The 24846-nt window shown below is 71.3% G+C and carries 19 protein-coding genes; 8 read left to right on the top strand and 11 right to left on the bottom strand.

Going from position 1 to position 24846, the window contains the following annotated elements; all coding sequences use genetic code 11:
- The first annotated feature begins 21 nt into the window (after nucleotides 1–21).
- Together KRR26_RS03515 and KRR26_RS03510 are read left to right on the top strand one after the other, a co-directional pair.
- Nucleotides 22–477, top strand: a complete 456-nt coding sequence (locus KRR26_RS03515; RefSeq protein ID WP_147422909.1) for a hypothetical protein — start codon at nucleotides 22–24, stop codon at nucleotides 475–477.
- Nucleotides 474–2063, top strand: a complete 1590-nt coding sequence (locus KRR26_RS03510) for a hypothetical protein (RefSeq protein WP_217079113.1) — start codon at nucleotides 474–476, stop codon at nucleotides 2061–2063. The genes KRR26_RS03515 and KRR26_RS03510 overlap by 4 nt, the downstream gene beginning before the upstream one ends.
- A 7-nt stretch (nucleotides 2064–2070) precedes the next feature.
- Here KRR26_RS03510 and KRR26_RS03505 read toward each other — a convergent pair whose 3' ends face one another.
- The 4 genes from KRR26_RS03505 to KRR26_RS03490 all read right to left on the bottom strand — a co-directional run bounded on the left by KRR26_RS03505 (nucleotide 2071) and on the right by KRR26_RS03490 (nucleotide 8288).
- A complete protein-coding gene (locus tag KRR26_RS03505; protein ID WP_217079112.1) occupies nucleotides 2071–2535 on the bottom strand; it encodes a DUF2267 domain-containing protein in 465 nt (154 codons plus the stop codon).
- Nucleotides 2536–2650: 115 nt separating this feature from the next.
- Nucleotides 2651–5749, bottom strand: a complete 3099-nt coding sequence (locus KRR26_RS03500) for an efflux RND transporter permease subunit (RefSeq protein WP_120203981.1) — start codon at nucleotides 5747–5749, stop codon at nucleotides 2651–2653.
- Nucleotides 5746–6948, bottom strand: coding sequence for an efflux RND transporter periplasmic adaptor subunit (locus KRR26_RS03495; RefSeq protein ID WP_120203980.1), 1203 nt, complete (start codon nucleotides 6946–6948; stop codon nucleotides 5746–5748). The genes KRR26_RS03500 and KRR26_RS03495 overlap by 4 nt, the downstream gene beginning before the upstream one ends.
- Nucleotides 6949–6953: 5 nt before the next feature.
- On the bottom strand, nucleotides 6954–8288 hold the full coding sequence (locus KRR26_RS03490) for a TolC family protein (RefSeq protein ID WP_199723708.1): 1335 nt from the start codon (nucleotides 8286–8288) through the stop codon (nucleotides 6954–6956).
- 196 nt (nucleotides 8289–8484) lie between these two features.
- Here KRR26_RS03490 and KRR26_RS03485 point away from each other — a divergent pair, with 196 nt between their 5' ends.
- A complete protein-coding gene (locus KRR26_RS03485) occupies nucleotides 8485–10398 on the top strand; it encodes a putative metal-binding motif-containing protein (RefSeq protein WP_217079111.1) in 1914 nt (637 codons plus the stop codon).
- Nucleotides 10399–11059: 661 nt separating this feature from the next.
- Nucleotides 11060–12826 carry a DEAD/DEAH box helicase gene (locus KRR26_RS03480; protein WP_233576757.1) on the top strand — a complete coding sequence of 589 codons (1767 nt, stop codon included), beginning with the start codon at nucleotides 11060–11062 and terminating at the stop codon, nucleotides 12824–12826.
- Nucleotides 12827–12835: 9 nt separating this feature from the next.
- Here KRR26_RS03480 and KRR26_RS03475 read toward each other — a convergent pair whose 3' ends face one another.
- Nucleotides 12836–13597: a ParA family protein gene (locus KRR26_RS03475; protein ID WP_217079110.1), complete on the bottom strand. Its 762-nt coding sequence runs from the start codon at nucleotides 13595–13597 to the stop codon at nucleotides 12836–12838.
- Nucleotides 13598–13804: 207 nt separating this feature from the next.
- Here KRR26_RS03475 and KRR26_RS03470 point away from each other — a divergent pair, with 207 nt between their 5' ends.
- Together KRR26_RS03470 and KRR26_RS03465 are read left to right on the top strand one after the other, a co-directional pair.
- On the top strand, nucleotides 13805–14644 hold the full coding sequence (locus KRR26_RS03470) for an MBL fold metallo-hydrolase (RefSeq protein WP_120203973.1): 840 nt from the start codon (nucleotides 13805–13807) through the stop codon (nucleotides 14642–14644).
- A 10-nt stretch (nucleotides 14645–14654) separates the two neighbouring features.
- Nucleotides 14655–16208, top strand: coding sequence for a sigma-54-dependent Fis family transcriptional regulator (locus KRR26_RS03465; protein WP_120203972.1), 1554 nt, complete (start codon nucleotides 14655–14657; stop codon nucleotides 16206–16208).
- A gap of 8 nt (nucleotides 16209–16216) precedes the next feature.
- On the opposite strand, the gene KRR26_RS03460 is transcribed toward KRR26_RS03465, so the two are convergent.
- The 5 genes from KRR26_RS03460 to KRR26_RS03440 all read right to left on the bottom strand — a co-directional run bounded on the left by KRR26_RS03460 (nucleotide 16217) and on the right by KRR26_RS03440 (nucleotide 20287).
- Nucleotides 16217–16564, bottom strand: a complete 348-nt coding sequence (locus KRR26_RS03460; protein WP_147422908.1) for a hypothetical protein — start codon at nucleotides 16562–16564, stop codon at nucleotides 16217–16219.
- A gap of 37 nt (nucleotides 16565–16601) precedes the next feature.
- On the bottom strand, nucleotides 16602–17270 hold the full coding sequence (locus KRR26_RS03455) for a spermidine synthase (RefSeq protein ID WP_120203968.1): 669 nt from the start codon (nucleotides 17268–17270) through the stop codon (nucleotides 16602–16604).
- Between the two features lie 61 nt (nucleotides 17271–17331).
- A complete protein-coding gene (locus KRR26_RS03450) occupies nucleotides 17332–18351 on the bottom strand; it encodes a DUF2071 domain-containing protein (protein WP_120203967.1) in 1020 nt (339 codons plus the stop codon).
- Nucleotides 18348–18962, bottom strand: a complete 615-nt coding sequence (locus KRR26_RS03445) for a hypothetical protein (protein WP_120203965.1) — start codon at nucleotides 18960–18962, stop codon at nucleotides 18348–18350. Before KRR26_RS03445 ends, KRR26_RS03450 begins: the two co-directional genes overlap by 4 nt.
- Nucleotides 18959–20287 carry an MFS transporter gene (locus tag KRR26_RS03440; protein ID WP_217079109.1) on the bottom strand — a complete coding sequence of 443 codons (1329 nt, stop codon included), beginning with the start codon at nucleotides 20285–20287 and terminating at the stop codon, nucleotides 18959–18961. Before KRR26_RS03440 ends, KRR26_RS03445 begins: the two co-directional genes overlap by 4 nt.
- Before the next feature lie 47 nt (nucleotides 20288–20334).
- Between KRR26_RS03440 and KRR26_RS03435 the strand changes: the two genes are divergently transcribed.
- Nucleotides 20335–21675, top strand: a complete 1341-nt coding sequence (locus KRR26_RS03435) for an MFS transporter (protein WP_199723707.1) — start codon at nucleotides 20335–20337, stop codon at nucleotides 21673–21675.
- A 153-nt stretch (nucleotides 21676–21828) separates the two neighbouring features.
- Complete coding sequence (locus KRR26_RS03430) at nucleotides 21829–23586, top strand: DUF4215 domain-containing protein (protein WP_120203960.1); 1758 nt, start codon at nucleotides 21829–21831, stop codon at nucleotides 23584–23586.
- Between the two features lie 69 nt (nucleotides 23587–23655).
- On the opposite strand, the gene KRR26_RS03425 is transcribed toward KRR26_RS03430, so the two are convergent.
- Nucleotides 23656–24708, bottom strand: a complete 1053-nt coding sequence (locus KRR26_RS03425; RefSeq protein ID WP_236068257.1) for an ABC transporter permease — start codon at nucleotides 24706–24708, stop codon at nucleotides 23656–23658.
- Nucleotides 24709–24846 lie beyond the last annotated feature (138 nt).

Below are 24846 nucleotides of genomic sequence, written 5' to 3'. Positions count from 1 at the left end.
TTCCCTTCCAAGATGGCCGACTTGTTCGCGAACGCTCCTGCCCGCCGTCCGTCCCGAGCTCCGCTGGCGACTGTGCTGCTCGCCCTGGGGTTCTCCTTCACCGCTGGCTGTGCCGGCGCCCTCGATGACCCCGAGCGCTTCACCGGGGAGAGCACCGGGTGCCCCAGCGGCACCACCGCGCAAAGCATCATCCAGAGCCAGTGCCTCTCCTGTCACTCGACGGCGTCGAAGCTGGGTGACCTGGACCTGGAGGCCGCGGGCCTACCCGGGCGCCTCTTCACCACCACGAGCACGAGCTGCGGTCAGCAGCGCCCGCTCGCGGACTCGAGCAACCCGGCCGGCTCGTACTTCCTCCAGAAGCTGGGCGCGGACCCATCGTGCGGCGTGCGCATGCCCCAGGGCGGACAGGCGCTCAGCTCCGCTCAGGTGGCCTGCCTCTCCGCGTGGCTGACCGCCGGCAAGGCGGGTGCGCCATGAGCCCGTTCCGCCTGTCGCGTTCGTGGCGCTCGGGTCGAGCGCTCCTCTCGGTGTCCGCGCTCGGCGCGGCGCTGGTGTTCGCGCCCACGTCGGAGGCCGCTCCCACGGCGCGCAAGGGCAGCCGCCCCGCCGCGACCGCGACGAAGAAGGCCGGCGCGACGAAGAAGACCGCCAAGGCCAGGCCCTCGGCGGGCAAGAAGAGCGAGCAGCTCCGGGTGGCGGTGCTCGCCTCCGGGCCGCTGGCCGCCGAGGCGCGCACCGCCGTGGAGGCCGAGCTGGCCCGCCGCGCCGCGCGCTACACGCTGGTGCCCGAGTCGCAGGTGCGAGCCGCCGCGTCCCGGCACGGCGAGGACCCCACCCAGGCCGACGGCGCCGCGGACGTCGCGCGCGAGCTGAACCTCGCCGCGATCATCGTCGTGGACACGTCCGGCCCCGCGGGCAAGCAGCAGCTGCGCCTCTCCGTGCGCAATGGCAATGACGGCAAGGCGCTCGCCTCGCCCGCCGCCGCGCGCGTGCCTTCGGCGCGCACGGTGCCCGCCTCGGTGAAGCGGCAGTGGCCCGCCGTGGAGCGTGGACTCGGCAAGGCGCGCGCGCCCGCCGAGGCGAGCCCGGACGTCACGCCGCTGGAGCCCGCCACCCAACTGACGGACAAGCCCGCCACGGCGACGCGGCCCACCTCGCCTCCGCCACCAGCCGAGCCGCCCCCGACGCCACCGCCCGCGGAGACGCGCAAGCCCGTGTCGAAGCCGCCCGTCGTCGTGGCCGCCCAGCCCGAGAAGCCGGCGACGCCCGACGACGACGCGACGCCCATGCCGCAGCTGTCGCCGGAGCGCTCGACGATCGTGGAAGGCGCGGTGGGCCTGCGGCTGCTCGGCCGGACGCTGCGCTACCGCGACGACGTCTTCCAGACGCTGCGGCCGTACACGCTGGGCAAGGACGTGGCGGGCTACGCGCTGCCCGGCGCGCCGCAGGTGGCCGGAACGCTCACCGTCTACCCGGCCGCGGCCTTCTCGCATGGCCCCATGACCCGGCTGGGCCTCACGGGCGGAATGGAGCGCTCGCTCGTGCTCCACTCCACCGGCGCCACGGGCGCGACGCGCTACCCCACGGTGGCCAGCGAGTGGCGCGTGGGCCTGCGCTACGTGCTGCCGCTCGACTCCGGTGGCCGCAGCGCGGTGGACTTCTCCGGCACCTATGGCCAGCACGCCTTCCGCATCGATCCCGCGGAGGACGGCTCGCGCCCCGCGGACGTGCCCAACGTGGCCTATGACGAAGTGGGCGTGGACGTGGGCCTGCGCATGGCGGTGACGCGCAAGGTGGAGGTGGGCGCGCGCGTGGGCTACCTCCTGCCGCTCGGCGCGGGCGAGCTGTCGTCCGACGAGTGGTTCCCCCACACGTCCATGGGCGGCATCACCGCGAGCCTCGGGCTGGCGTACCGCCTGACGCAGAACCTGGATGTGCGCCTGTCCACCGAGCTGAAGCGCTACTTCTTCAAGTTCAAGCCCGAGGTGGGCGACTCGCGCGTCGCCGGTGGCGCGGTGGACCAGTACCCCGGACTGGCCCTCCAGGTCGGCTTCCGCCTGTAGGCCCGCGCTACACGGGCCGGCGGAAGAGGTCCGCGAGGTCGGCGGGGAGCTGCGAGGCCACCGCCGCCACCTCGTCCTCGGGGATGCGGTCGCGCACCGCCGTGAAGACGGCGGTGAGGACGCGGAACGCCTGGTCCACCGGGATGCGCAGGTGGTCCGCCACATCGCCGATGAACTCGGCGCGGTGCATGCGCTTGGCGTGGGAGGGGCCGCGGTGAATCTCACACGCGCCCAACAGCTGCCCGATTCCGCCGGGCAGCGCGCGCATCAGCTTCACGTCCTCGCCGTCGGACAGGCGCCGCGCCAGCGTGCAGAGCACGGCGCTGGCCGCGTCGCGCGCATCCAACCCGTTGACCCGCAGCTCCTGGCTGTTCTGCAGCTCGTCGAGGAAGGGCTGGAGCTCCGCGGACTCGTCGCGCTCCTTCACCGGCACCGTGTCGGGATCGCGGGGAACGTCGGGGTGCTGCGCCATGGAGAGCCTCCTGGCCCGCGTGGGGCCGTCCACCGCCAGTCACGGTGCGCACGGCCCTCCTCCCTGGCACGGGACGGCGGGCGACGGGCCAGGCCCCTCGCCCGCCTGAGCGCCCCTACCCGTGCGGCGCCGGGTGCGCGACCTCGGCCGGAGCGGACTCCGCGTCCGCCTTGCCACCGCCCAGCCGCGTCTTGATGCGGTCCGCCACCACATAGAAGGCGGGCACCACCAGGAGGCTGAGCACGGTGGAGACGGACAGGCCGCCGAGCACCGCGATGGACATGGGCGCGCGCGTCTCGCTGCCCGCGCCCAGCGACAGCGCGGCCGGCACCGCGGCCATCATGGTGGCCATGGACGTCATGAGGATGGGCCGCAGGCGCACCGGGCCGGCCCGCAGCATGGCCTCCTCGGCGTTCGCCCCCAGCTCGCGCTGCTGGAGCGCGTAGTCCACCAGGATGATGGAGTTCTTCTTCACGATGCCCATCAGCAGCAAGAGGCCAATCATGCTGAAGATGTTCAGCGTGCTCCCGGTGCCCAACAGCGCGAAGGACGCGCCCGCCACCGACAGCGGCAAGATGGTGAGCACCGTGACGGGGTGCAGGAACGAGTTGAACTGCGCGCCGAGCACCATGTACGCGACGCCAATCCCCAGGAAGAGCGCGAACACGAGGCTGCTCATCGACTCGCGGAACGCCACGCTGGCGCCGCCCACCACCACGCGGGTGCCCCCGGGCAGGTCCTTGGCCAGCCGCTCCACCGTGGCGAGCGCCTCCTCCTGATTCGAGCTGGGCGACACGTTGGCGAAGATGCTGATGGCGCGCTCACGGTCCCGGCGCGTGATCGCCTGGAGCGCGGGGCGCTCCTCCTGCGCCACCAGCGTGGACAGGGGCACCAACGCGCCGCTCGCGGTGCGCAGCTTCAGCAGCGACAAGTCCTCCGGCCGCGAGCGCTGCCCCGACATCAGCCGCAAGCGCACGTCGATGCGCCGCCCGCCGGTGCTGTACTTGCCCACGCGCACGCCGCCCACCAGGGCGTTGATGGTGGAGGCCACCGACTGCATGGGCACGCCCAGGTCCGCCGCGCGCGCCCGATCCGGGGTGATGCGCAGCTCGGGCATGCCCAGCTGGTAGTCGGTGTCCACGTCCACCACCTTGCCGCTGGCCTGGAGCTTCTCGCGCATCTCCTGGCTGGCATCCACCAGCCGGTCCCAATCCGAGCCGCGCACGCTGAACTCCACCGGAAAGCCACGCTGCGCGGTGAAGCCGCTCTGCGACAGGTCCTGCACCACGGCGCGCAGGCCGGGGAAGGCGTTGAGGCCCTTGCGCAGCACCTGCTGGAACTCGGCCTGCGTCATGCGCTGTTTCGCCGGCACCAGCGTGAGCATCAGCATGCCGGTGTTCACACCCGAGCCTCCCATGCCGCCCACCACGGCGAACACGCGGTCCACCTCGGGGCGGTGCATGACGAACTCCTCGGCCTGCTTGAAGAGCTGGTTCGTCTCGTCCAGGCTGCTGCCCACCGCCGTCTGCAGGCGAATGACCAGGCGCCCCTGGTCCTGCGACGGGACGAACTCCCCGGGCAGGGCGCGGAAGGCGAACACGCTCGCCAGCAACATCAGCGACGCGCTGCCCAGCACGCGCCACGGGCGCTTCAGGCCCCACGCCAGCACGCGCGCGTACAGATGCTCCAGGCGGGTGAAGGCCCGGTCCACCGCGAGCCCCACGCGGCCGCGGCCCTCGCGCGTGGTGCGCAACAGCTGCGCGCAGCGCGCTGGCGCCAGGGTGATGGCCTCCACGTAGGAGAGCAGCACGGCCACGCACAGCGTGACGCCGAACTGGAGGAAGAAGCGGCCGATGATGCCCTTCATGAAGATGACGGGCAGGAAGATGGCCACCACGGCCACCGTGGCCGCCAGCGCGGCGAAGGTGATCTCCGCGGTGCCCTCGCGCGCGGCGCGCACCCGCTCCTTCCCCTCCTCCGAGTGTCGGAAGATGTTCTCCAACACCATGATGGCGTCGTCCACCACGATGCCCACCGCCAGCGCCAACCCCAGGAGCGTGAAGGTGTTGAGCGTGAAGCCGAGGAAGTAGATGACCGCCACCGTGCCGAGCAGCGACATGGGGATGGCGAGCACCACGTTGAGCGTGCTGGACAGCGAGCCGAGGAACACCCAGCACACGAGCGCGGTGAGCAGACACGCCAGCATCAGCTCGAACTCGATCTCGTGGACGCTCTCCTCGATGAACTGCGACGAGTCGAAGTTGATGCCGATGGTCATCCCGGCCGGCGCTTCCTTCTGGATGCGCGCCAGCTCCGTGCGCACGCCCTGGGCCACGGCCACCGCGTTGGCGCCGCGCTGCTTCTTGATGCCCAGGCCCTGCGCGGGCTCGCCGTTGACGCGGGCCATGCGGCGCACGTCCTCGAAGCCGTCCTCCACCAGCGCCACATCGCTCAGGTAGACGGGCTGACCACTCTGCTCGCGCAGCACGATGTGCCGCAGCGTCTCCAGGTCCAACGCCTCGCCGAGCACGCGGACGTTGACCTCGCGGCCCTGCGTCTCGATGCGGCCCGCGGGCAGCTCCACGTGCTCGCGCTGGAGCGCGTTGATGACGTCCTCCACGGTGAGCGCGTGCGCATCCAGCTTCTGCGCGTCCACCCAGATGCGCACGTTGCGCTCCAAGAGGCCGCCGAGCTGCACCTCGCCCACGCCGGGCACCGTCTGCAGCTGCTCCTTCACCCGGTAGCGGGCGAAGTCACCCACCACCTGCTGCGCGAAGGGGCCGGACACGCCCAGCCACATGATGGGCTGATCCTCCGGGTTCGTCTTGGAGACGACGGGCGGATCGATGTCCCGCGGCAGCGCGCGCTGCGCCTGGCTCACCTTCGTCTGCACGTCCTGGAGCGCCAGGTCCACGTTGCGCGACAGGTCCAGCTCCACCGTGATGCTGGCGCCGCCCTGGCGCGCCGTGGAGGTGATGCTCTTGACGCCCTCGACCTGCGTCACCGCCTCCTCGATGGGCTCGATGACGTCGCTCTCCACCGCCTCCGGGTTGGCGCCTTCCCACGTCACCCCGATGTTGATGGTGGGAAAGTCCACGTCCGGGAACTGGCTGATGCCGATGCGCTGCGCGGCCACCAGCCCGAAGACGATGGTCGCCGCCATGATCATCCAGGCGAGGACCGGCTTCTTGATGCAGACCTCGGTGATGTTCATGGCCGGGCGCCCCCGGCGACATCCGCCCCGGCGGGCGTCTGCTGTCGCGGCTCACCGGTGAAGGCAGGCCCGGTGCCCTGCGTCACGCGCACCGCCGCGCCGTCTCGGAGCGCCTCGGCGCCACGCACCACCAGCTGCTCTCCGGCCTTCAGGCCGTCGCGCACCTCCACGCGGCCGTCCGCGGTGCGCATGCCCAGGTCCAGCACGCGCTCACGCGCCTTGTCGCCCACCACCACGAAGGCGAGGAAGCCGCGCTCGCTGGGGCGGATGGCCGTCTGCGGCACCACGGGGCTGCCGCCGCGCGTCTCCACCGGCACGTTGACCGTGGCGAACGCGCCGGGCCGCAGTCGAGCCGCGTCCGCGCCCGTCACCTCGGCCGTCACGGCCACCATGCGGCTCTGGTCGTCCGCGCTGGCGGACACGTGGGTGATCTTCCCCGCGTACGCGCCCCCATCCGAGCGCACCGTGAAGCGCGCCGTCATGCCCGGCTGGATGCGCGCCACGTCCGCCTCGGGGACGTTGAAGCGCAGCAGCAGCGGCTCCCGGCGCAGCAGCGTGGCCATCACCGCGCCGGGCTGGAGGTACTGGCCCGTCTGCACCGTGCGCGTCTGGAGCACGCCGTCCATGGGCGCCTTCACGTACGCGTCGCGCTGGTTGAGCTGCGCCTGCTCCAGCGCGGCCTTCGCCGCGGCCACCTCGGCCTGCGCCGTGGCCGCGCGCGCGTTGTAGGTCTGCAGCTCTTCGGCGGGCAGCAGGCCCGGGCGCTCCGTGTTCACCGCCGAGCGGCGCTGCGCGCCGGCCTGCGCATCCGCCAGCGAGGCCTGGGCCTTCTGGAGCGCGGCCTCGGCGGCGCGCACCGCGATGGCGTAGCGGTTGGGCTCGATCTCCGCGAGCACCTCGCCGCGCTTCACCGCCTGCCCCTCCATGAAGAGCACGCGCTCCACGGCGCCCGGCACGCGCGCGGTGATCTGCACGCGCTCGAAGGCATCCACCGAGCCCACCGCGCTGACGACATACTCCACGTCGCGCGCCTCCACGGGGGCCACCTCGACGGGGAACTGGAGCGGACCACGGCCGCCTCCCGGTCCACCCTTGCCCGCGGCCGGCGGGGCTCCTGGCGCGCCCGCCTCGTCCTTCTTGCAACCAGCGCCCGTGGCCAGCACAGCCACCGACAGGACCACGATTCCAGCGCGTCGCATTGCCTTCACGGTTCCTTCCCCAGCGGATCGAGTCCCACGGATGCGCGCAGCCCCAGCAGCGCCACGCCCAGTCCATACCGGCTGCTCGCCAGGGTCACCTCGGCCTCGAAGAGCCGGAGCGAGGCGTCCGCCACCGCGAGCGCGGTGGACAACCCCTGGCGATAGAGGACGCCGGTCTCCTCGGCGTTCTTGCGCGCGGCCCGAGCGGCCTGATCGCTCTGCGCCAGCGCGGCCCGAGCCGTCTCCAGTGCCACGCGCGCCCGCTCGATGTCCACATCCACGCGGCGGGTGCGCGCCTGCTCGTCCAGCGCCGCCGCCCGCGTGTTGGCCACGCGCTCACGCCGCTCGGCATAGCGCTCGCCACCGTCGAACAGGTTCCAGGTGAGGTCCACCGACAGGAAGCCATCTCCGACGCGGCCCGTGAGGCCCGCCTCGTTGGTCAGCTTGTACTGCGCGGTGGCGCCCAGCGTGGGCAGCAAGCGCGCCAGCGGCTCGCGGGCATTGGCCTCCAGCGAGCGCACGCGCAGGCGCGCGGCCAGGATGTCCAACCGCTTGTCCGCCGCGCCCTGCGTCAGCACGTCCAGCGCGGGCGACGGGCGCGCGGCCTCCGCCAACAGCACATCGGGCGGCGCGAGCGAGTCCCCCACCCGCTCCACCAGCAGGTAGCCCAGCTCCAGGTTGCTCGTCTGCGCGGTGCCCAGCGCCGAGGCCCGGCCCGACTCGGCCGTGGCCACCTCCAGCTCCGCGCGCGTCACGTCGTTGGAGCTGGAGAGCCCAGCCCTGGCCCGCGCCTGGGCGTCCTCCAGCCCCTGGCGCGCGAACGCGAGCCGCTGCTCCGCGGCGCTCGCCACCTGCTGGTTCTCCAGGCTGATGAGGAACGCGTTGGCCGCCTCGAACTGCACCTGCCGGCGCGCCTCACGCACGTCCAGCCGAGCCGCCTGTCCCTCCAGCTTCGCCGCCGTGTAGAGCGGAAAGCCGCGCGCGTCGAACAGGGTCATGCGCCCGGTGAAGTTGGCACCGAGCGCGTCGTACTTCTGGAGCACCACGGTCTGCCCGCCCACCTCGCGCGTCGATTGGTGCAGTCGCCGCGTGTAGGTGCCGCTCGCCGTCAGCTCGGGGAAGAAGAAGGCGCGGGCGCGGGCCACGCGGGCATCGGCCGCCTGGGCGCGCTGGTCGGCGGACAGGACGCTCTCGTTGCGCTCCGCGGCCAGGGCCACCGCCCGCTCGAGCGTCAGCGGCGCCTCGGTGGCCGGGGCTTCGGCGCGGGCTCCGACTGGAATCAGGGTGAGCCAGGCACACAAGGGCGCGGCGAGGAGGGGGCGGCGGACGTCGGTGAGCATGGGCAAAAAGGTGTTCGAGCCGGTGGTGGCGGGTCGGCGGGCCATATCACGGGCATGGCCCACGGGGTTCCCTGACCGCGTTCCACCCTGGACGATGGCCGGCGGCACGGTCTAAGGGTACGACGTGATTCTCCTCGGTAGTCGTCCTCACCGCGCTTCTCCGGGGGCACGCGGCGTGCCCCAGAATGCCTCCGCGATGCGTTTATTCCTGCTGGGCTTGCTGTGTGTGTCGATGGCGGCGTGCAAGCGCGAGCCCAAGGACGATCCCCGCACGGGCGCGCTGCGCGTCCTCGTCTTCTACGCGACGTTCCGGCCGGCCTGTCTCACGCTGACCGCCCGTGACGTGGCTGACACGAGCCGTGAGGCTCACACGCCCATCTCCGTGGACGCCACGCGCCAGAGCGACACACGGATGGTCGCGGTGTTCCGGCAGCAGGGCTGGAGCCAGGACCTGCGGCTGACGGTGCAGGCCCGCGAGCGCTCCTGCGCGGGGCCCGTGGTGGCCGAGCAGACCGTGACGGCGACGGTGCCGCGCGAGGGCCGCTTGGACGTGGAGATGGACCTGCGCGCCGAGGACCTCGACGACGACGGCTTCATCTCCACGGCCCAGGGCGGCACGGACTGCGACGACACCCGCGCGGACGTGAACCCCGAGGCCCCCGAGGTCTGCGACGGCGTGGACAACAACTGCTCCCAGGGCGAGGCGGATGCCTCCGGCAATCAGCTCTGGTACGTGGATCGCGACGGGGACGGCTACGGCACCACGCCCTTCCCCGCTTGTGGCCGGCCCGCGAACGCGGCGGCGCAGGGCGGCGACTGCGATGACTCGGACGCGAGCATCCACCCCGGGCAGGAGGAGACGCGCTGCGACGGCGTGGATGAGAACTGCGACGGCACCAAGGACGAGCCCTTCCGGGTGGGCCAGGCCTGCGTCACGGAGCAGCAGTGCCCCGGGACGTATGCCTGCGCGGCCAGCGGCCTGGCCTCGGCGTGTCTGGGCTCGCAGAGTCCCCAGGCGTGGTTCGTGGACGAGGACGGTGATGGCCGCGCGGGGACGAGCACCGCTCCGAGCTGCGTGTCCCCCGCCCCGGGCGCCACCCACGTGTCCGAGGACTGCGATGAGAGCTCGCGCTTCGTGGCCCAGGGCCTCTCGGAGGTCTGCGACCGGATGGACAACGACTGCGACGGACACGTGGACAGCGCCAGTTGCGTGCTGACATGGGCGCCCCTGGCCAACGCGCCCGCCACGAGCACGCGGTGGAACGCCGTGGCGGCCTATGGAGCGGGCAAGGCGTGGTTCGCGGGCGAGGAGCAGCAGCTCCTGGATGTGGACGGCGCCGCGAGCACGCCCCTCACCTGCGCGGGCAACTGGAGGTCCGCGTGGGCGACGGCTTCGGGCCGCGTCTTCCTGGGCGCTGACGACGGGCGCATCGCCACGCGCACGGCCACCGAGGACTGCGCGGTGGTGTCGCTCGCCGGCATGAGCGCCAGCATCAACGGCCTCGTGGGCTTCGAGGCCGGGAACGGCACCACGCTGTATGCCGTGACGAGCAGTGGCCGTGTCCTGCGCTGGGACTACCCCTCGGCCGCCGCGCCCGTGGAGGTGGCGAACCTGGGCGTCAACCTGCGCGCCATCCATGGCGCGCCGGGCCCACAGACGCTGCTCGCGGTGGGCGCGTTGGATCAGGGCGTGGACTCGCCGCAGCCCCGGGCGTTCCGCTTCGACGTGGCCACCGGCAGCTGGACCTCGGAGGCCCTGGGCAACACGGGCGCGGGGTTCCTGCGCGGCGTGCACGTGGTGGATGCGCGCACGGCCTACGCGGTGGGTGACCAGGGGCTGGTGCTGGAGCGCGCGAACGGAGCCTGGCGAATGCTCCCGCGCCTCACGGACGCCACCGGCACGCCCCGGGATGCGACGGGCGTGGTGGCCTATGGCCGGCACGCCATCTATGCCGTCGCCAGCGATGGCGAGGTGCGGTTCTCCGATGGCGGGGCCGCCTGGGTGACGGCCTATCGCGGCGTCACGGGGTTGACCGCCATCGATGGCCCGACGCCGACGGAGATCTGGGCCAGCGGACAGCAGGGCACCCTCGTCCGCTTCCACCCGTAGGGCCCGAGTCCCAGACTCCCCCTCCTGAGCGCTCGGAGGCGGGAGTCGACGCGCCACCGCTCTGACGTCGAACTTACGAACTTCTTCGTAGACATCTACGAAGCACTTCGTATAAACGTCGCACGTCGCGCGAGGAGGCCCCATGCACACCCTCGTTTCCCTGTTCCTGCTGCTCCACGCCGCGTCTCCGTCGGAGGCGAGCGGCACCCCGCCCGCCCTTGCGAGTCCTCAGTCGGTCTGGACCGCCGTGGTGGCGGGAAACCTTGGCTCATCCGAACCTGGGATGACACTGCACCTGCACCGCGATGGCGTCGCTCGGATCACCTACTCCATCGGGGCGAGCGGGCTGTCGGACAGCCCTCCGGATACGCTCTTCGTCGCCACCGTCGTCACGCACCGCCCGTCGCTCGCCTCGGTGTGGGCCAGGGCCCGGACGGAGCTGACCACCCGATTCCAGGCGAGTCTGCGCCGGCCGCTCGCCCGCATGCAGCGCGCCTGGGCCACCCTCACCGGAGCCCCCTCCGAGCGGGATTCCGAGGTGGGAGCCCGACACGCATCCCTGGATTCACCGGGGTCGCTGAACATCCCGGGTGTCCGGGGAGGGACGCCCTCACGAACCTCATTGCCTCCTGAGGCGAAGGAAGGTGTTACAAGCCGCGGCGTGACTGCCCCCAATCCCCCCTCTGATGCTGGCTTTGACGGCCTGGGCCTCAAGCCGGCCCTCGTCGAGGCGTTGACCACCCTCGGCTACGAGGAGCCCACTCCCATCCAGCGGGCCGCCCTGCCGCCCCTGCTGGATGGCAAGGACCTGTTGGGCATCGCCGCCACCGGGACCGGAAAGACGGCCGCCTTCTCGCTGCCGATGCTCCACCACATCACCCCGGGCCAGGCTGGCCCCCACGCCACGTCCGCGCTGGTGCTCGTGCCCACGCGCGAGCTGGCCATGCAGGTGTCCGAGGCCATTCATCGCTATGGCCAGAAGCTGGGCATCAGCGCCCTGCCGCTGTACGGCGGCCAGGAGATTGGCCGGCAGCTGCGCGTGCTCAAGCGCGGCGTGGACGTCGTCGTCGCCACGCCGGGCCGCGCGTTGGACCACCTGCGCCGCAAGACGCTGCGCCTGGACTCGGTGCAGACGGTGGTGCTCGACGAGGCGGACGAGATGCTCGACATGGGCTTCGCGGACGACCTGGAGGCCATCCTCTCCGAGACGCCCGAGGACCGGCAGACGGCGCTGTTCTCCGCGACGCTGCCCCCCCGCATCGCGAGCATCGCCGAGCGCCACCTGAAGAACCCGGTGCGCGTGAAGATCGCCAAGGAGAAGGTGGAGCCGGGCTCGATGCCGCGCGTGCGCCAGACGGCGTACGTCGTCCCGCGCGCCTACAAGGTCGCCACCCTGGGCCGCGTCCTGGACCTGGAGGCGCCGAGCGCCGCCATCGTCTTCTGCCGCACGCGCACGGAGGTGGACGAGCTGACCCTGTCCCTCAACGGTCGCGGCTGGCGCGCGCACGCGCTGCACGGCGGCATGACGCAGGAGCAGCGCGGCCGGGTCATCAAGCAGCTCAAGTCGCAGGGCACCGACCTGCTCATCGCCACGGACGTGGCGGCGCGCGGCCTGGACATCCCGCGGCTGTCGCACGTCGTGAACTTCGACGTCCCCAACGCCCCGGAAGCGTACGTGCACCGCATCGGGCGCACGGGCCGCGCCGGGCGCGAGGGCGTGGCCATCACGCTGCTGGAGCCCCGCGAGCACCGGCTGCTGCGCAACATCGAGAAGCTGACCGGCCAGCGCATCGACGTGGCCACCGTGCCCACCGTCGCGGACCTCCGGGTGCGGCGCATGGACCTCTTGCGCGCCTCCATGCGCGAGGCCCTGCTCGCCGGAGAGCTGGAGTCCTTCCGTGGCGTGGTCGAGGGTCTCGCCTCCGAGTTCGACGTGCTGGACGTGGCCGCCGCCGCCCTCAAGCTGCTCCAGGAGGCTCGGGACGAGGGCCACGAAAGCGCCGAGGAGGAGATCCCCACCCTGCCGCCGCCCTCCGAGCGGCGTGAGCGCCCGGAGCGCCCCGGGTTCGCCCGCGCGCAGCCCCCCCAACGAGGCGAGCGAACCGAGCGAGGCGACAGGTTCGAGCGCGCCGAGCGGCCCGATCGCGGCGCCCCGGCTCGGCGCCGAGGCGGTCCCCAGGACTGGGAGATCACCCGGCTGCACATCAACGCCGGGCGCAACGCGGGCATGCGGCCCGCGGACCTCGTGGGTGCCATCGCCGGCGAGTCCGGGCTGGACTCCTCGCAGATCGGCGCCATCCACATCGCGGACACCTACTCGCTCGTGGAGGTCCCCGAGCGCGAGGCGTCACGCATCATCGCCGCGCTGAAGCAGGCCACCGTGCGTGGGCGCAAGGTCGCCGTGCGCCCGGACCGCGATCGCGCCTGAGCGCAGCGCTCAGCGCACCCCGGCGCGCCTGGCCAGCTCCTGCGCCAGCGCGCGCAGCTCCTGCACTCCAGGCGCGGCCGGGCTCGTGTCGAAGACGACCTCGTAGCCCAGCCCCGCCTGGTTGATGGACTCCGAGCGGGGGATGCGCGTGCGGAGCACCGGGACGGTCGAGTCCTTCAGGGCCTCGTCCATGGCGTCGTTGGTGGCGGTGGTCCGGCGATCCCACAGGTTGATCGCCGCCACCAGCTCGCCGCCCTGCTCGCGAATCCCGCGCCACGCCGACTCAATCTCACCCAGCCCCTGGAGCGCGAACGCGCCCGTGGGCACGGGGGCGACCACCAGGTCCGCGTAGCTCAGAACCGCCTCGGTGAACGCGCCGATGCTCGGCGGCGTGTCCATCAGAACCACGTCCGGCGTCCAGCTCAGCGTCTTGAGCGCGCGCGGAATCGCCTGGAGGCGGTGCCCCCACTGGAACAGCTCGCGCTCCTGCGTGGCCATGCGCGGCGCGCCGGGCGCGATGAACAGACCCGGGCGCTTGGGGGACACCACCACCACATCATCCATCCGGCGCGCGGGCCGGGCCCCCAGCGCATCCGCCACGCACGGCCCCTCGCGAGACTCCAGCCCCAGCACCAGCGAGGCATGGGCCTGCGGATCCAGATCCAACAGCAGCACCCGGTGCCCCGCGTCCGCCAGGGCCGCGGCCACGTGCGCGCAGAGGGTGGTCTTTCCGACCCCTCCCTTGATGGTGGAGAACGCGATCGACGGCATGCCCCGTCCTATATCTCAAGCCCCCCACCCCTCGTTGCCCCAGACTGGCGCACCCCGCGCCATCCCGAGCGCCCCAGAATGGCGCAGGGGCCCCCCACCCCGCGCCCCTCTCCAACGATTTCCAGGGGTTGGCCCTGGCACTGCCCGTGCTCCGGTCCCCCGCGTCAGGCGCGCCGACTACGGTCGCCGGGCGCCAGGAGATTGGTCATGGAAATCCGCTTCTTCGGAGTTCGGGGCAGCATCGCGGTGTCGGGCTCGCGCATCGGGGGGAACACGGCCTGCGTGGAAGTGACGAGCCAGGGGCATCGGATCATCCTCGACGCGGGAACGGGCATCCGCGGGCTGGGCGAGGTGATGCTGCGCGAGGGCGCGCCCCAGAAGGCCACGCTGTTCTTCTCGCACCTGCACTGGGATCACGTGCAGGGCTTTCCCTTCTTCACGCCAGCGTACCTGCCCACCACGGAGCTGACGCTGTACGGCCCGGGCAGCAACGGCGCGCAGGCGCTGGAGTCCACGCTCGCGCAGCAGATGCAGCCGCCGCAGTTCCCGGTGCCGCTGTCCACCATGCGCTCGAAGATGACCTTCGGATCCGCCGAGCACGGGCGGACGGTGGAGGCGGGCCCGTTCCGCGTCACGCCGCTGGACGTGCCGCACCCGAACGGATGCATGGCCTACCGCGTGGAAGCGGATGGACATTCGTTCGTCTACGCCACGGACGTGGAGCTGGCGCCCGGACAGTTGGTGCCGGACATCGCGCGGGGCTTCGAGGGCGTGGACGCGCTGTGCCTGGATGCCCAGTACACGCCGGAGGAGTACGACGGGCGCAAGGGCATGCCGAAGAAGGGCTGGGGCCACTCGACGAACCTGGACGCGGCGCGGGTGGCCGCCACCGTGGGCGCGGGGCGGCTGCTGCTCTTCCATCATGATCCGTCTCACCCGGACGAGGTCGTGGAGGACATGGCCCAGCAGGCGCGCGCGTACTTCGCCCCCACCGAGCCAGCGCGCGAGGGCCAGCGGCTGCTCCTGGGCCGCGCGGCGGGCGCGTGAGGCGGGAGCCATGCGCTATGGTTCCCCGGCGGCCTTCCTCCTGCCCTCGCTGCCCTCCATGCCCCAGCCCACGGATGTGACGCAGGTCCTGCTCCCCTTCGGCGGACTCGTGGGGCGTGAGGTGGACCTCGATGCGTTCCTCCAGAACCTGGTGGACCGCATCGCTGCCACGATGCAGGCGGACCGAGGGACGCTGTGGCTCTTGGATGCATCGCGCAACGAGCTGTTCAGCCGCGCGGCCCACCTGCCGGAGCTGGCGCAGATCCGCGTGAAGCTGGGCCAGGGCGTGGCGGGCACCGTCGCGCAGGCGGGCGAGGCCATCAACGTGCCGGATCCGCGCGGCGAGGTTCGCTTCTTCGCGGACATCGACCGGATGACGGGCTACCGCACCACCAGCTTGTTGGCGGTGCCGCTGCGCGACGCGGACGGCGCCGTCTACGGGGTGCTCCAGGTGCTCAACCGCTTGGGTGGCGGGCGCTTCACCGCCGACGACACCGAGCGCCTGACGAGCATCACCGCGCAAGTCAGCACCGCGCTCCAGCGCACCAGCCTGTACTCGGAGCTGCAGCGCGCGAAGGATCAACCCCAGGCCCCCGTGGCCTACTTCTTCAATCACATCATCGGCGAGGCGCCGCCCCTCAAGGCGCTCTACCGGCTGGTGCAGAAGGCCGCGCCCACGGACGCCACCGTGCTCTTGCGCGGAGAGAGCGGCAGCGGCAAGGAGCTGTTCGCGCGAGCGGTGCACGTCAACGGCCCACGGCGCGACCGCCCCTTCGTGAAGGTGGACTGCGCCGCCCTGCCCGCCTCGCTCATCGAGAACGAGCTGTTCGGCCACGAGAAGGGCGCCTTCACCGGCGCGGACCACCGCATGCCCGGCAAGTTCGAGGCGGCGGACGGCGGCACGGTGTTCATCGACGAGATTGGCGAGCTGCCGCTGCCCGTGCAGGGCAAGCTCCTGCGCGTGCTGCAAGACCGCGAGTTCGAGCGCGTGGGCGGCACGCAGGCGGTGCGCGTGGACGTGCGCATCGTCGCGGCCACGCATCGCGACCTGGCGGCCATGGTCGCGGACGGGCGCTTCCGCGAGGACCTCTACTACCGCATCAAGGTCGTGGAGCTGGTCCTCCCGCCCCTGCGCGAGCGCGGCGGCGAGGACATCGAGCGGCTCGCAAGGCACTTCGTCGCCACGGTGGCGCGGCGTCACCGGCTGCCACCGCCCAGGTTGAGCGCGGCAGCGTTGGATCGGCTCAAGCGCTACCGCTGGCCCGGCAACGTGCGCGAGTTGGAGAACTGCATCGAGAGCGCCGTGGTGCTCTGTGAGGGAGAGATCCTCGAGGAGCACCTGCCCCTGCCCACCCTGGAACGCGCGCCGGCCAGCGCCCCCAGCCCGGTGCGGGTGAGCGACGAGCCCGCCCTGCTGCCGCTTGCCGAGGTGGAGCGCCGCCACATCCTGCGCGCGCTGGAGGCCGTGAAGGGCAACCGCACCGCCGCCGCGAAGGCGCTGGAGATCGGCCGCAACACGCTCGCACGCAAGCTCAAGGAGTACGGCCTGGGCGACGAGGGCTGAGCCGCGACTCAGTCGCCGTAAGGGTCGGCGCGCCCTGAGCGCCCCATGGCCAGCACCACCATGCCCATGGGCAGGCCCAGCATCCCCGCGGCGAGCAGGAACGCCACCTCCACGCCCAGGTCGCCCAGCGACTTCACCGTCCAGGCGGCCAGCCCCGCCACCGTCGCGAGCCCCAACCCGTAGCACGCGACATCATTCTTTCGGCCGAGCAGCGCCATCCCCGCGCCCGCCGCCGCCATGACCATGGGCAACGTCCACGGGTACTTGCCGGGCACGGGCCAGAACGCCAGCGCCAGCTCGAAGGCCAGCACCAGCAACGCCACGACCGTGAGCACCGAGACGCCCGAGAGCTTCATGGTGTTCCGCACCTGGCGCGGCCGCCGGACACGTGCCTCACGCGCGCCGCCCCACGAACAGCGTATGCCGCGTGCCCTTGGTGCCATGCGCGGCCGGGTTCAGGACCTGGGTGGTGAACCCCGCCATGCCCAGCCGCTTCTCGAAGCCCGGCGCGGGGCCCGCGCTCCACACCACCAGCCTCCCCTGAGGCCGCAGCGCCCGCGCCGCTCGGGCCAGGCCGCCCAGGCCGTACAGCGCATGATTGTCCGGGTGCGTGAGGGCCACCGGCCCGTTGTCCACGTCCAGCAGGATGGCGTCGAAGACCGCGGAGTGCCGAGCCATCAACGCCCCCACGTCCCCCTCCACCACCGTCACGCGCGGGTCCTCGAGCGGCGCCCTCGCCAGGGGCGCGAGCGGTCCTCGGTTCCACGCCACCACCGCGGGCAGCAGCTCCGCCACCGTCACGCGGCCCTCGGGCCCCAGGCGGTTCAGCGCCGCCCGCACCGTGTAGCCAAAGCCCAGGCCGCCCACGAGCACCCGCCCCCCGCCCTGGCCTGACAGGTGCGCGCAGCCCGCTTCGGCCAGGGCCTCCTCGGAGCCATGCTGCCGGCTCGACATGAGGATCTGCCCGCGCACCCGCAGGACGTACTCGTCCGAGCGCCGCGCCAGGATGACTTCGCCCACGTCTGGAACTCGGGCGCTGTCGAGGGTCTCCCACGGTTTCATGCGCCCGGCTCTTCCCCCGGACGCGCGCGAGGGTCAAGCGCTCCGCCGTCCCTTTCGTCCGTCATGCCCCGTGCCGCTCACGCCGGAGGGGGCGCCAGCGGTAGGCACACTCGGTGAGGTGAAGCACGGAGTCCAGCCGAGCCCCATCCGCCAGGGGCCCTTCCTGGAGGTACTCGCAATACAGTTGCACCGGGGTGACGAAGCGCGCGTTCCACGGCGCCCGGTCAATCGTCAGCACGTACACGTACCCGTCCGCCACGCCGAGCGCGTCGTAGCACTCGACGAGGGGCTCGTGCAGCGCCTCCAGCCCGCTCCACACGCTGCCCTCGGGCGGTCGTGTGCTCGGCCGCGTGTCGAACACGCCCACCAGGCGGCCCCCTGGATGTGAGGGCTCGGGGTCCACCGCCGTCGTCAGCAGGTTCCCCTCGCGCGCCATCACCATCTGCGCCTCGCCGAAGGCGTGGAACTTGAACTCGACGAGGGCGTTGCCCACGCGTCGCATGACCGGATCATTGGTCTCGCTGCGCACGAAGTAGCCGCCGCGTCGCCAGTCTCCGCGCGCGTTGCGATAGCGGACCGCCGCGCGATAGCTCACCTGGTAGAAGCAGACGCCCAGCACCGGCGCCACGCCCACCGGGCGCATGTCTCGCAGCGAGGACATCAACACCTGGACCCAGGCCGTGCCGTGGAACACCTCGGGCTCCAGCGGCGCGGGCAGCAGGCGCGCGAGCCGCTCGGGCGACACCGCGTAGTTGAGGGACACGGCCTCCACCCAGTGCGTCTGCACTTGCGTGAGCCACGGCACGGACGGGCATGTCTCCATCCCCGGGGTGCTCGGGCTCGCATCGTGCGCGAGCGCCAGCGCGGCATGGGCCTCGCGCAGCGCATCGTGTCCCCGAGGGGTGAGCCTCCAGGTGCCCCGAGACTCCACGCGCGCATGGCCCGCGGCCACGAGCCCGCGCAGCGCCGCGTCCGCATCCGCCACGCCCGCCTCTCGCAGCCGTCGCTCAGCCTCCACGCGCGGCAGGCCACTCGGCGAAATCGCCAGCGCGACGAGGGCCGCGAGCGACTCAGGCGTCATACGAGCCGCGGCCCCAGGCCCTCGGCCGCGATCCTCCGGATGCGCGCACGGTGCAGCGCCAACCCCGAGCAGAACTGGACCAGGAACCACAGCCCGCCCAGCACCCCGAAGGCATGCTCCGGCACGCGTGTCATCCCCAGCGAGACGAGCCCGAACAGCGCCGCCATCGCATACCAGCCCCGCCCCATCAGCGCGCCCATGCCACAGAACGCCATGGCGAACAGGACGCACGCCACCGACGGGAAGAACAGGCGATCCAATCCCAGCAACAGATTGAGGACCGCCACCAACACCATGCATCCGATGAAGCTGGTCCAGATGGCCCAGATCTGCCGCTCGATGAACGAGCGCACCCCGGCCGTCTGGCCGCGCTTCATGAAGAAGATGCTCGCGAAGTTGCACCCGAGCAGCACGCCCCACAGCAGCATGTAGGGGCCGGGCTCGCGCAGTCCGCGCGCCCACAGCGCATCGGTGGCGAGGAAGCCGCCGCCGTTCAGGAACGCGTGCACCATCCAGATGAGGCCCCAGTTCTGCAAGGCCGTGTCGTCGCGCGCCTGGGTGACGACCCGCCGCAACAGCTCCAGGGCCTGCGTGGCCTCCTCGCGGTTCATCGCTCGGCCTCGGAGCGCAGCGCCATCGGATGGCTCACTCCGCCACTCGCCACCAGATAGAGCGAGACGCCCACCCCCAGGGCGCACAGCGCCGCGACATAGTGCGCGGGCGCATGCGGGTCCGCCTTCATCAGCAGCGTGACCACCAGCGGGGTCAACCCGCCGAAGATGGCGTAGGCCACGTTGTATGAGAACGACAGCCCGGAGAAGCGGACCTCGGCCGGGAACGCTCGCACCATCACCGTGGGCACCACGCCCACCACGCCCACGCAGAAGCCCACCAGCGCGTAGAGCGGGACGATGCGCTCCGGCTGCGAAGCCACGCCGAGATAGAAGGCATACGTCGTCGCGAGCAGGGCCAGACACCCGACGCCCAGGGCTCGCCCCGCGCCGAAGCGATCCGCCATCAGCCCGAAGCAGATGCACCCCACGGTGAGCGCCGCCGTGGCCACGCTGCCCGCGCCGAGCGCCACGGCCGAGGGAATCTTGAACAAGGTCTGCACCAGCGTGGGCGTCATGAGGATGACGACGACGATGGCCGCGGTGAGCACCCAGGTGAGCAGCATGGACACCACGACCGCGCGCCCATGGCCGCGCAGCACCGTCTTGAGCGGCAGCTCCTTCACCAGCGCGTGCCGTCGGCGCATCTCCTCGAACACCGGCGTCTCCGCCAACCAGCGCCGCAGGAACACGGCGAGGAATCCGAACACGCCGCCCACCAGGAACGGGATGCGCCAGCCGAAGTCCCGCACCTGCGCGGGGACGAAGAACGTGTTGATGGCCGTCGCCACCAGCGACCCCAGAAGGATGCCCAGCGTGAGCCCCGAGGTCAGCGTGCCGCAGGCGAATCCCACGCGCCGCTCCGGCACGTGCTCCGAGACGAAGACCCACGCCCCTGGCACCTCACCGCCCACCGCCGCGCCCTGGAAGATGCGCAGGATGAGCAAGGCCACCGGCGCGATGTGTCCCGCCGTCGCGTACGTCGGCAGCAGACCGATGAGCAGCGTGGGAACCGCCATCATGAACACGCTCAACGTGAACATGCGCTTGCGTCCGCCGCGGTCACCGAAGTGCGCCATCACGATGCCGCCCAGCGGTCGCGCCAGATAGCCCGCCGCGAACACGCCGAAGGACTGCAACTGTCGCAGCCAGTCCGGAGTATCCGGAGGGAAGAAGAGCGCGCCGATGACCTGGGTGAAGAACACGAAGATGATGAAGTCGTAGAACTCCAGCGCGCCCCCGAGGGCCGCCAGCCCAAGGGTCTTGGCGTCCTGGGCGGTCAGCGGGCGCTGCGCGTGTGTCTCGGCGGGAGATGAGGTCGACATGCGAGTGGAGCGGGAGCATAGGCCGAAGCTGGGATAGAAGGCGCGACATGCGCCAGCGTCTGCTCTCGATTCTCGGTGGCTCGGTCGGCAACCTCATCGAGTGGTACGACTTCTACGTGTACAGCGCCTTCTCGCTGTACTTCGCCAAGGCGTTCTTCCCCTCCGCGGATCCCGTCGTCGAGCAGCTCAACTCAGCGGGCGTCTTCGCGCTGGGCTTTCTCATCCGCCCCGTGGGGGGATGGCTGATGGGGCTCCACGCGGATCGCCACGGGCGCCGCGCCGCGTTGACCCTCTCCGTCGCGCTCATGTGCCTGGGCTCGCTCGTCATCGCGCTGTGCCCCACGTATGAGCGCATCGGCGTGTGGGCCCCCGCCGTGCTCCTCCTCGCCCGACTGCTGCAAGGGCTGTCATTGGGCGGCGAGTACGGCACCAGCGCCACCTACTTGAGCGAGGTCGCCACCTCGCGCCACCGGGGCTTCTTCAGCTCGTTCCAGTACGTCACCCTCATCATGGGCCAGCTGCTCGCCACGGTGACGCTGCTCGTCCTCCAGCAAGTCGTGCTCACCGAGGCCGAACTCCAGTCATGGGGCTGGCGCATCCCGTTCCTCCTGGGCGCGCTGCTCGCGGTGGTGGGCTTCGCCGTGCGGCGCGACATGGTGGAGACCCAGGCGTTCCAGCACGAGGCGCACGCGCAGGCCCGCGCCCACCCCTTGCGCGAGCTGCTGCGCCACCCGAGGGAGATCGCCACCGTGGTGGGCCTCACGATGGGCGGCACGCTCGCGTTCTACACATACACCGTCTACATGCAGAAGTTCCTGGTGAACTCCGTGGGCCTGACGCGCGAGCAGTCCACGCGCGTCTCGGTGTCCAGCTTGTTCGTGTACATGCTGCTGCAACCCGTGTTCGGCTGGCTCTCGGACAAGGTGGGCCGCCGCCCGGTGCTGATGGGCTTTGGAATCCTGGGGACCCTGTGCACCGTTCCCTTGCTCACCGCGCTCACCCAGACGCGCGATGCCCTCACCGCGTTCCTGCTCGTCATGGCGGCGCTGGGCATCCTCTCGGGCTACACGTCCATCAACGCCGTGGTGAAGGCCGAGCTGTTCCCCGCTCGCATCCGCGCCCTCGGGGTGGGGCTGCCGTATGCGCTCACGGTGTCTGTCTTTGGCGGCAGCGCCGAATACGTGGCCACGAGACTGAAGCTGGCGGGACACGAGTCCTGGTTCTTCTGGTACGTCACCGCCGCCATCGCCTGCTCGCTGGCCGTGTATGTCTTCATGCGTGATACACGCGACACCAGCCGTATCACCGCCGAGGGTGAGTCCACGGCCAGCCCGCGCCCCCTCGCGCCGTCTCAGGCGGACGACACGGGCCGAGCCGCCTCCGGGTGACCGTGTGGAGTGTGACGATGCAGGAGAGGAACCCACCTCGATCGCGCCCACCTGCACAAGTCTGATACCCCTGCTCGCGCGTTCAACACCGGTCTGCCCTCGGGGATGTTGAGGTTGACACCCTGTCCTCGGCCCTCCCACGATCGGCGTCCTATGGTGACCTCCTCGACCCGCCCCCTGCTTTTGAGGGTGTTGTTGACCTCCCTCATGCTCACCCTCGCCGCTTGTGGCGGCTCGACCCCCAGCAAGGATCCAGATGGCGGCACGGATCCAGGAGAGCCAGACACCGGCCCCAAGCCGACGGTCGCGGTCTGCGGCGACAACATCAAGCACGACTCCGAGGCGTGTGACGACGGTAATACCATCTCAGGAGATGGGTGCTCGGCCAAGTGTGACGCGGTCGAGGCGGGCTTCACGTGCCCGGAGGCAGGCAAGCCCTGTTACCGCATCCCGGTCTGCGGCAACGGCGTGGTGGAGACGGGCGAGAGCTGCGACGACCACAACACCGCCTCTGGAGATGGCTGCTCGTCGAGTTGCAAGGAGGAGGCGGGCTGGAACTGCCCCAAGAGCGGCGGGCGCTGCGTGGCCAAGCAGTGTGGCGACAGCATCATCGCCGGCGATGAGGACTGCGACGACGGCAACAACAAGGCAGGGGACGGCTGCAGCGCCACCTGCCGCGTCGAGGACAACTTCAAGTGCCCGACGCCCGGCGCCGCGTGCGTGGCCATCCGCTGTGGCGACGGCGTCGTCGAGGGCAATGAGCAGTGCGATGACGGCAACAACGACCTGGGCGATGGCTGCTCGCCCTTGTGCCGCAATGAGCCCAAGTGCCCCAACGGCATCTGCCAGGAGGTCTGCGGCGACGGCGTGATGCTCCCCGGCACCAAGACCGAGCAGTGCGATGACGGCAACACCCGCGACAACGACGGCTGCTCGCACACGTGTCAGTTGGAGCCGGGCTTCAACTGCACCATCGCCGACACGACCCTGCCGGACTCCGTGAACCTCACCATCGTCTACCGCGACTTCCGCGGCGCCGACCTGCAAGCTGACGGCACCCTGCCCGCGGGCCACATCGACTTCGAGAATGGCAACGCCGCCGAGACGGGCATCCTGGGGCCGCTCTACTCGCCGCTGGACGCCACGACGCACAAGCCTGTGTATGCCAAGGGCGTGGATGGCTCGGGCTCGGCGACCACCCACGGCAAGGCGGCCTTTGACCAGTGGTACAAGGACACCAAGAACGTGAACATCCCGTACGTGTCCACCATGAAGCTGACCCGCAACACCGCGGGCGGCCCCACCTCCGGCATCTACGTCTTCGACGAGCCGAACTTCTTCCCGCTGGATGACAAGGGCTGGGTGGCGCTGGGCAAGGAGCCCAAGCGCACGAACGGTCACAACTTCAGCTTCACCAGCGAGGTCCGCTACTGGTTCGAGTTCAAGGGCACCGAGGTGCTCGCCTTCCGCGGTGACGACGACGTCTGGGTTTTCATCAACGGCAAGCTCGCGCTGGACTTGGGCGGCGTGCACGGCGCGATGAACGGCTCGGTCGACCTCACCAACGCCACGATGGTGAGCAATCTGGGACTGCAGAAGGGCCGCATCTACGAGGTCGTCGTGCTCCAGGCCGAGCGCCACACGACCGCGTCCTCGTACAAGCTCACCCTGAGCAACTTCACCACCAAGACGACCACGTGCACCTCCACCTGCGGCAACGGCACGGTCGAGGCGGGCGAGGAGTGCGACAACAAGGATGGCAATCTGGGCGGCTACAACCAGTGCTCCCCGGGCTGCGTGTGGGGCCCCCGCTGCGGCGACAAGCGCATCGACGCGGACTACGGCGAGGAGTGCGACGACGGCGGCCCGACGCGCACGTGCAGCGCCACCTGCAAGTCCATCATCGGCTGAGTTGAGCTGACCTGCTCGAGGGCCGCTGGCGGAGACCTCTCCGACAGCGGCCCTCTTCTTTTCACCCGCCTAACCGTCGCGCCGCAGCGCCTCACCGGGGGACACGCGCAGCGCCCGACGCGTGGGCAACCAGCTCGCCAGCAACGCCACGGTCGCCAACACGCCGGGCACCGCCACGAACGTCACGGGATCCAACGGCGCGACCCCGTGAACCATCCCCGCGAGGCTCCGCGCCAGCACCGCGGCCCCCACAAGCCCCAGCGCCACGCCCAAGCCGGTGAGGCGCAGCCCCTGCCCCACCCCCGCGAGCAACGTCAGCGGCTCCTGGGAGTCCTCCGCGAGCTGCGCCTGGAGCGGAACGACGCGCACCCCCGCGGGCTCGCGCGCATGCGCAGGCTCCCGGGCGAGCGCGGCGGCCACGGGGGTCAACTCCGCGCGCGCCGATACCACCGAGACACCGGGCCGCAGTCGCGCCACGGCCCGCAAGAAGATGGCCTCGGGCGCCTCTCCCTCGGCCACGCGGGGCACCAGGGGCATCCAGAGGTCCACCTCGGGCGCGAAGCGGAAGGTCGCCGGTAGCACGCCGAGGACCGTGTGCGGTGCGCCATCGAGCGTGAGCACCTGCCCGACCACGTCGGGGCGACCGCCGAATCGCCGCTGCCACAACGACGCGGAGATCAACACGTCCCGCGCTCGCCCCGAGTTCTCTGCGTCGGGAGCGAACGGCCGTCCCAAGTGGGGCCAGGCCCCCAACAGCGGTAAGAGCCCATCCGTCGCGCGGCCCACCATGACCCGCTCGGCGCCCTCCTCACCGGTGAGCGTCATGTCCTGCTTCGACAGCCCCTCCAGCGCCTGGAAGGCGTGGGTGCGCTCACGCCACGCCTGGAGCGCCCCGTACGACACCCCGATGCGCTCCCGCTGCGGCGTGGACTGATAGAGCCGCACCAACTGCTCAGACGCGGGATAGGGCAACGGCCGAACCATCACCCGGTAGACCGCGCTGAGCACGGCCGTGGTCGCGCCCATCGCCAGCGCGAGCGTGGCCACGACCACGAGGGTGAACCCAGGCTCACGGCGCATCCGACGCAGCGCGAGGCGGAGATCCAACAGGAACTCGGTCATGGATGGGGCTCCCGGAAGGCCCCGAGCATAAGACATCACCTCCGGGTCGTTTTGCCGCCTTTCATGCAATTCGAGTGCAGCTTGCCGGACGTGCGAGGACGGCGTACGACCAGGGCCTCGGCGCCCGCGGTGGCGCTG

This window comes from Citreicoccus inhibens (assembly GCF_019039035.1).
Taxonomy (GTDB): Bacteria; Myxococcota; Myxococcia; order Myxococcales; family Myxococcaceae; genus Citreicoccus; species Citreicoccus inhibens.
The sequence above is the reverse complement of the archived record's forward strand: the minus strand, read 5'-3'. Positions and strand labels throughout refer to the sequence as shown.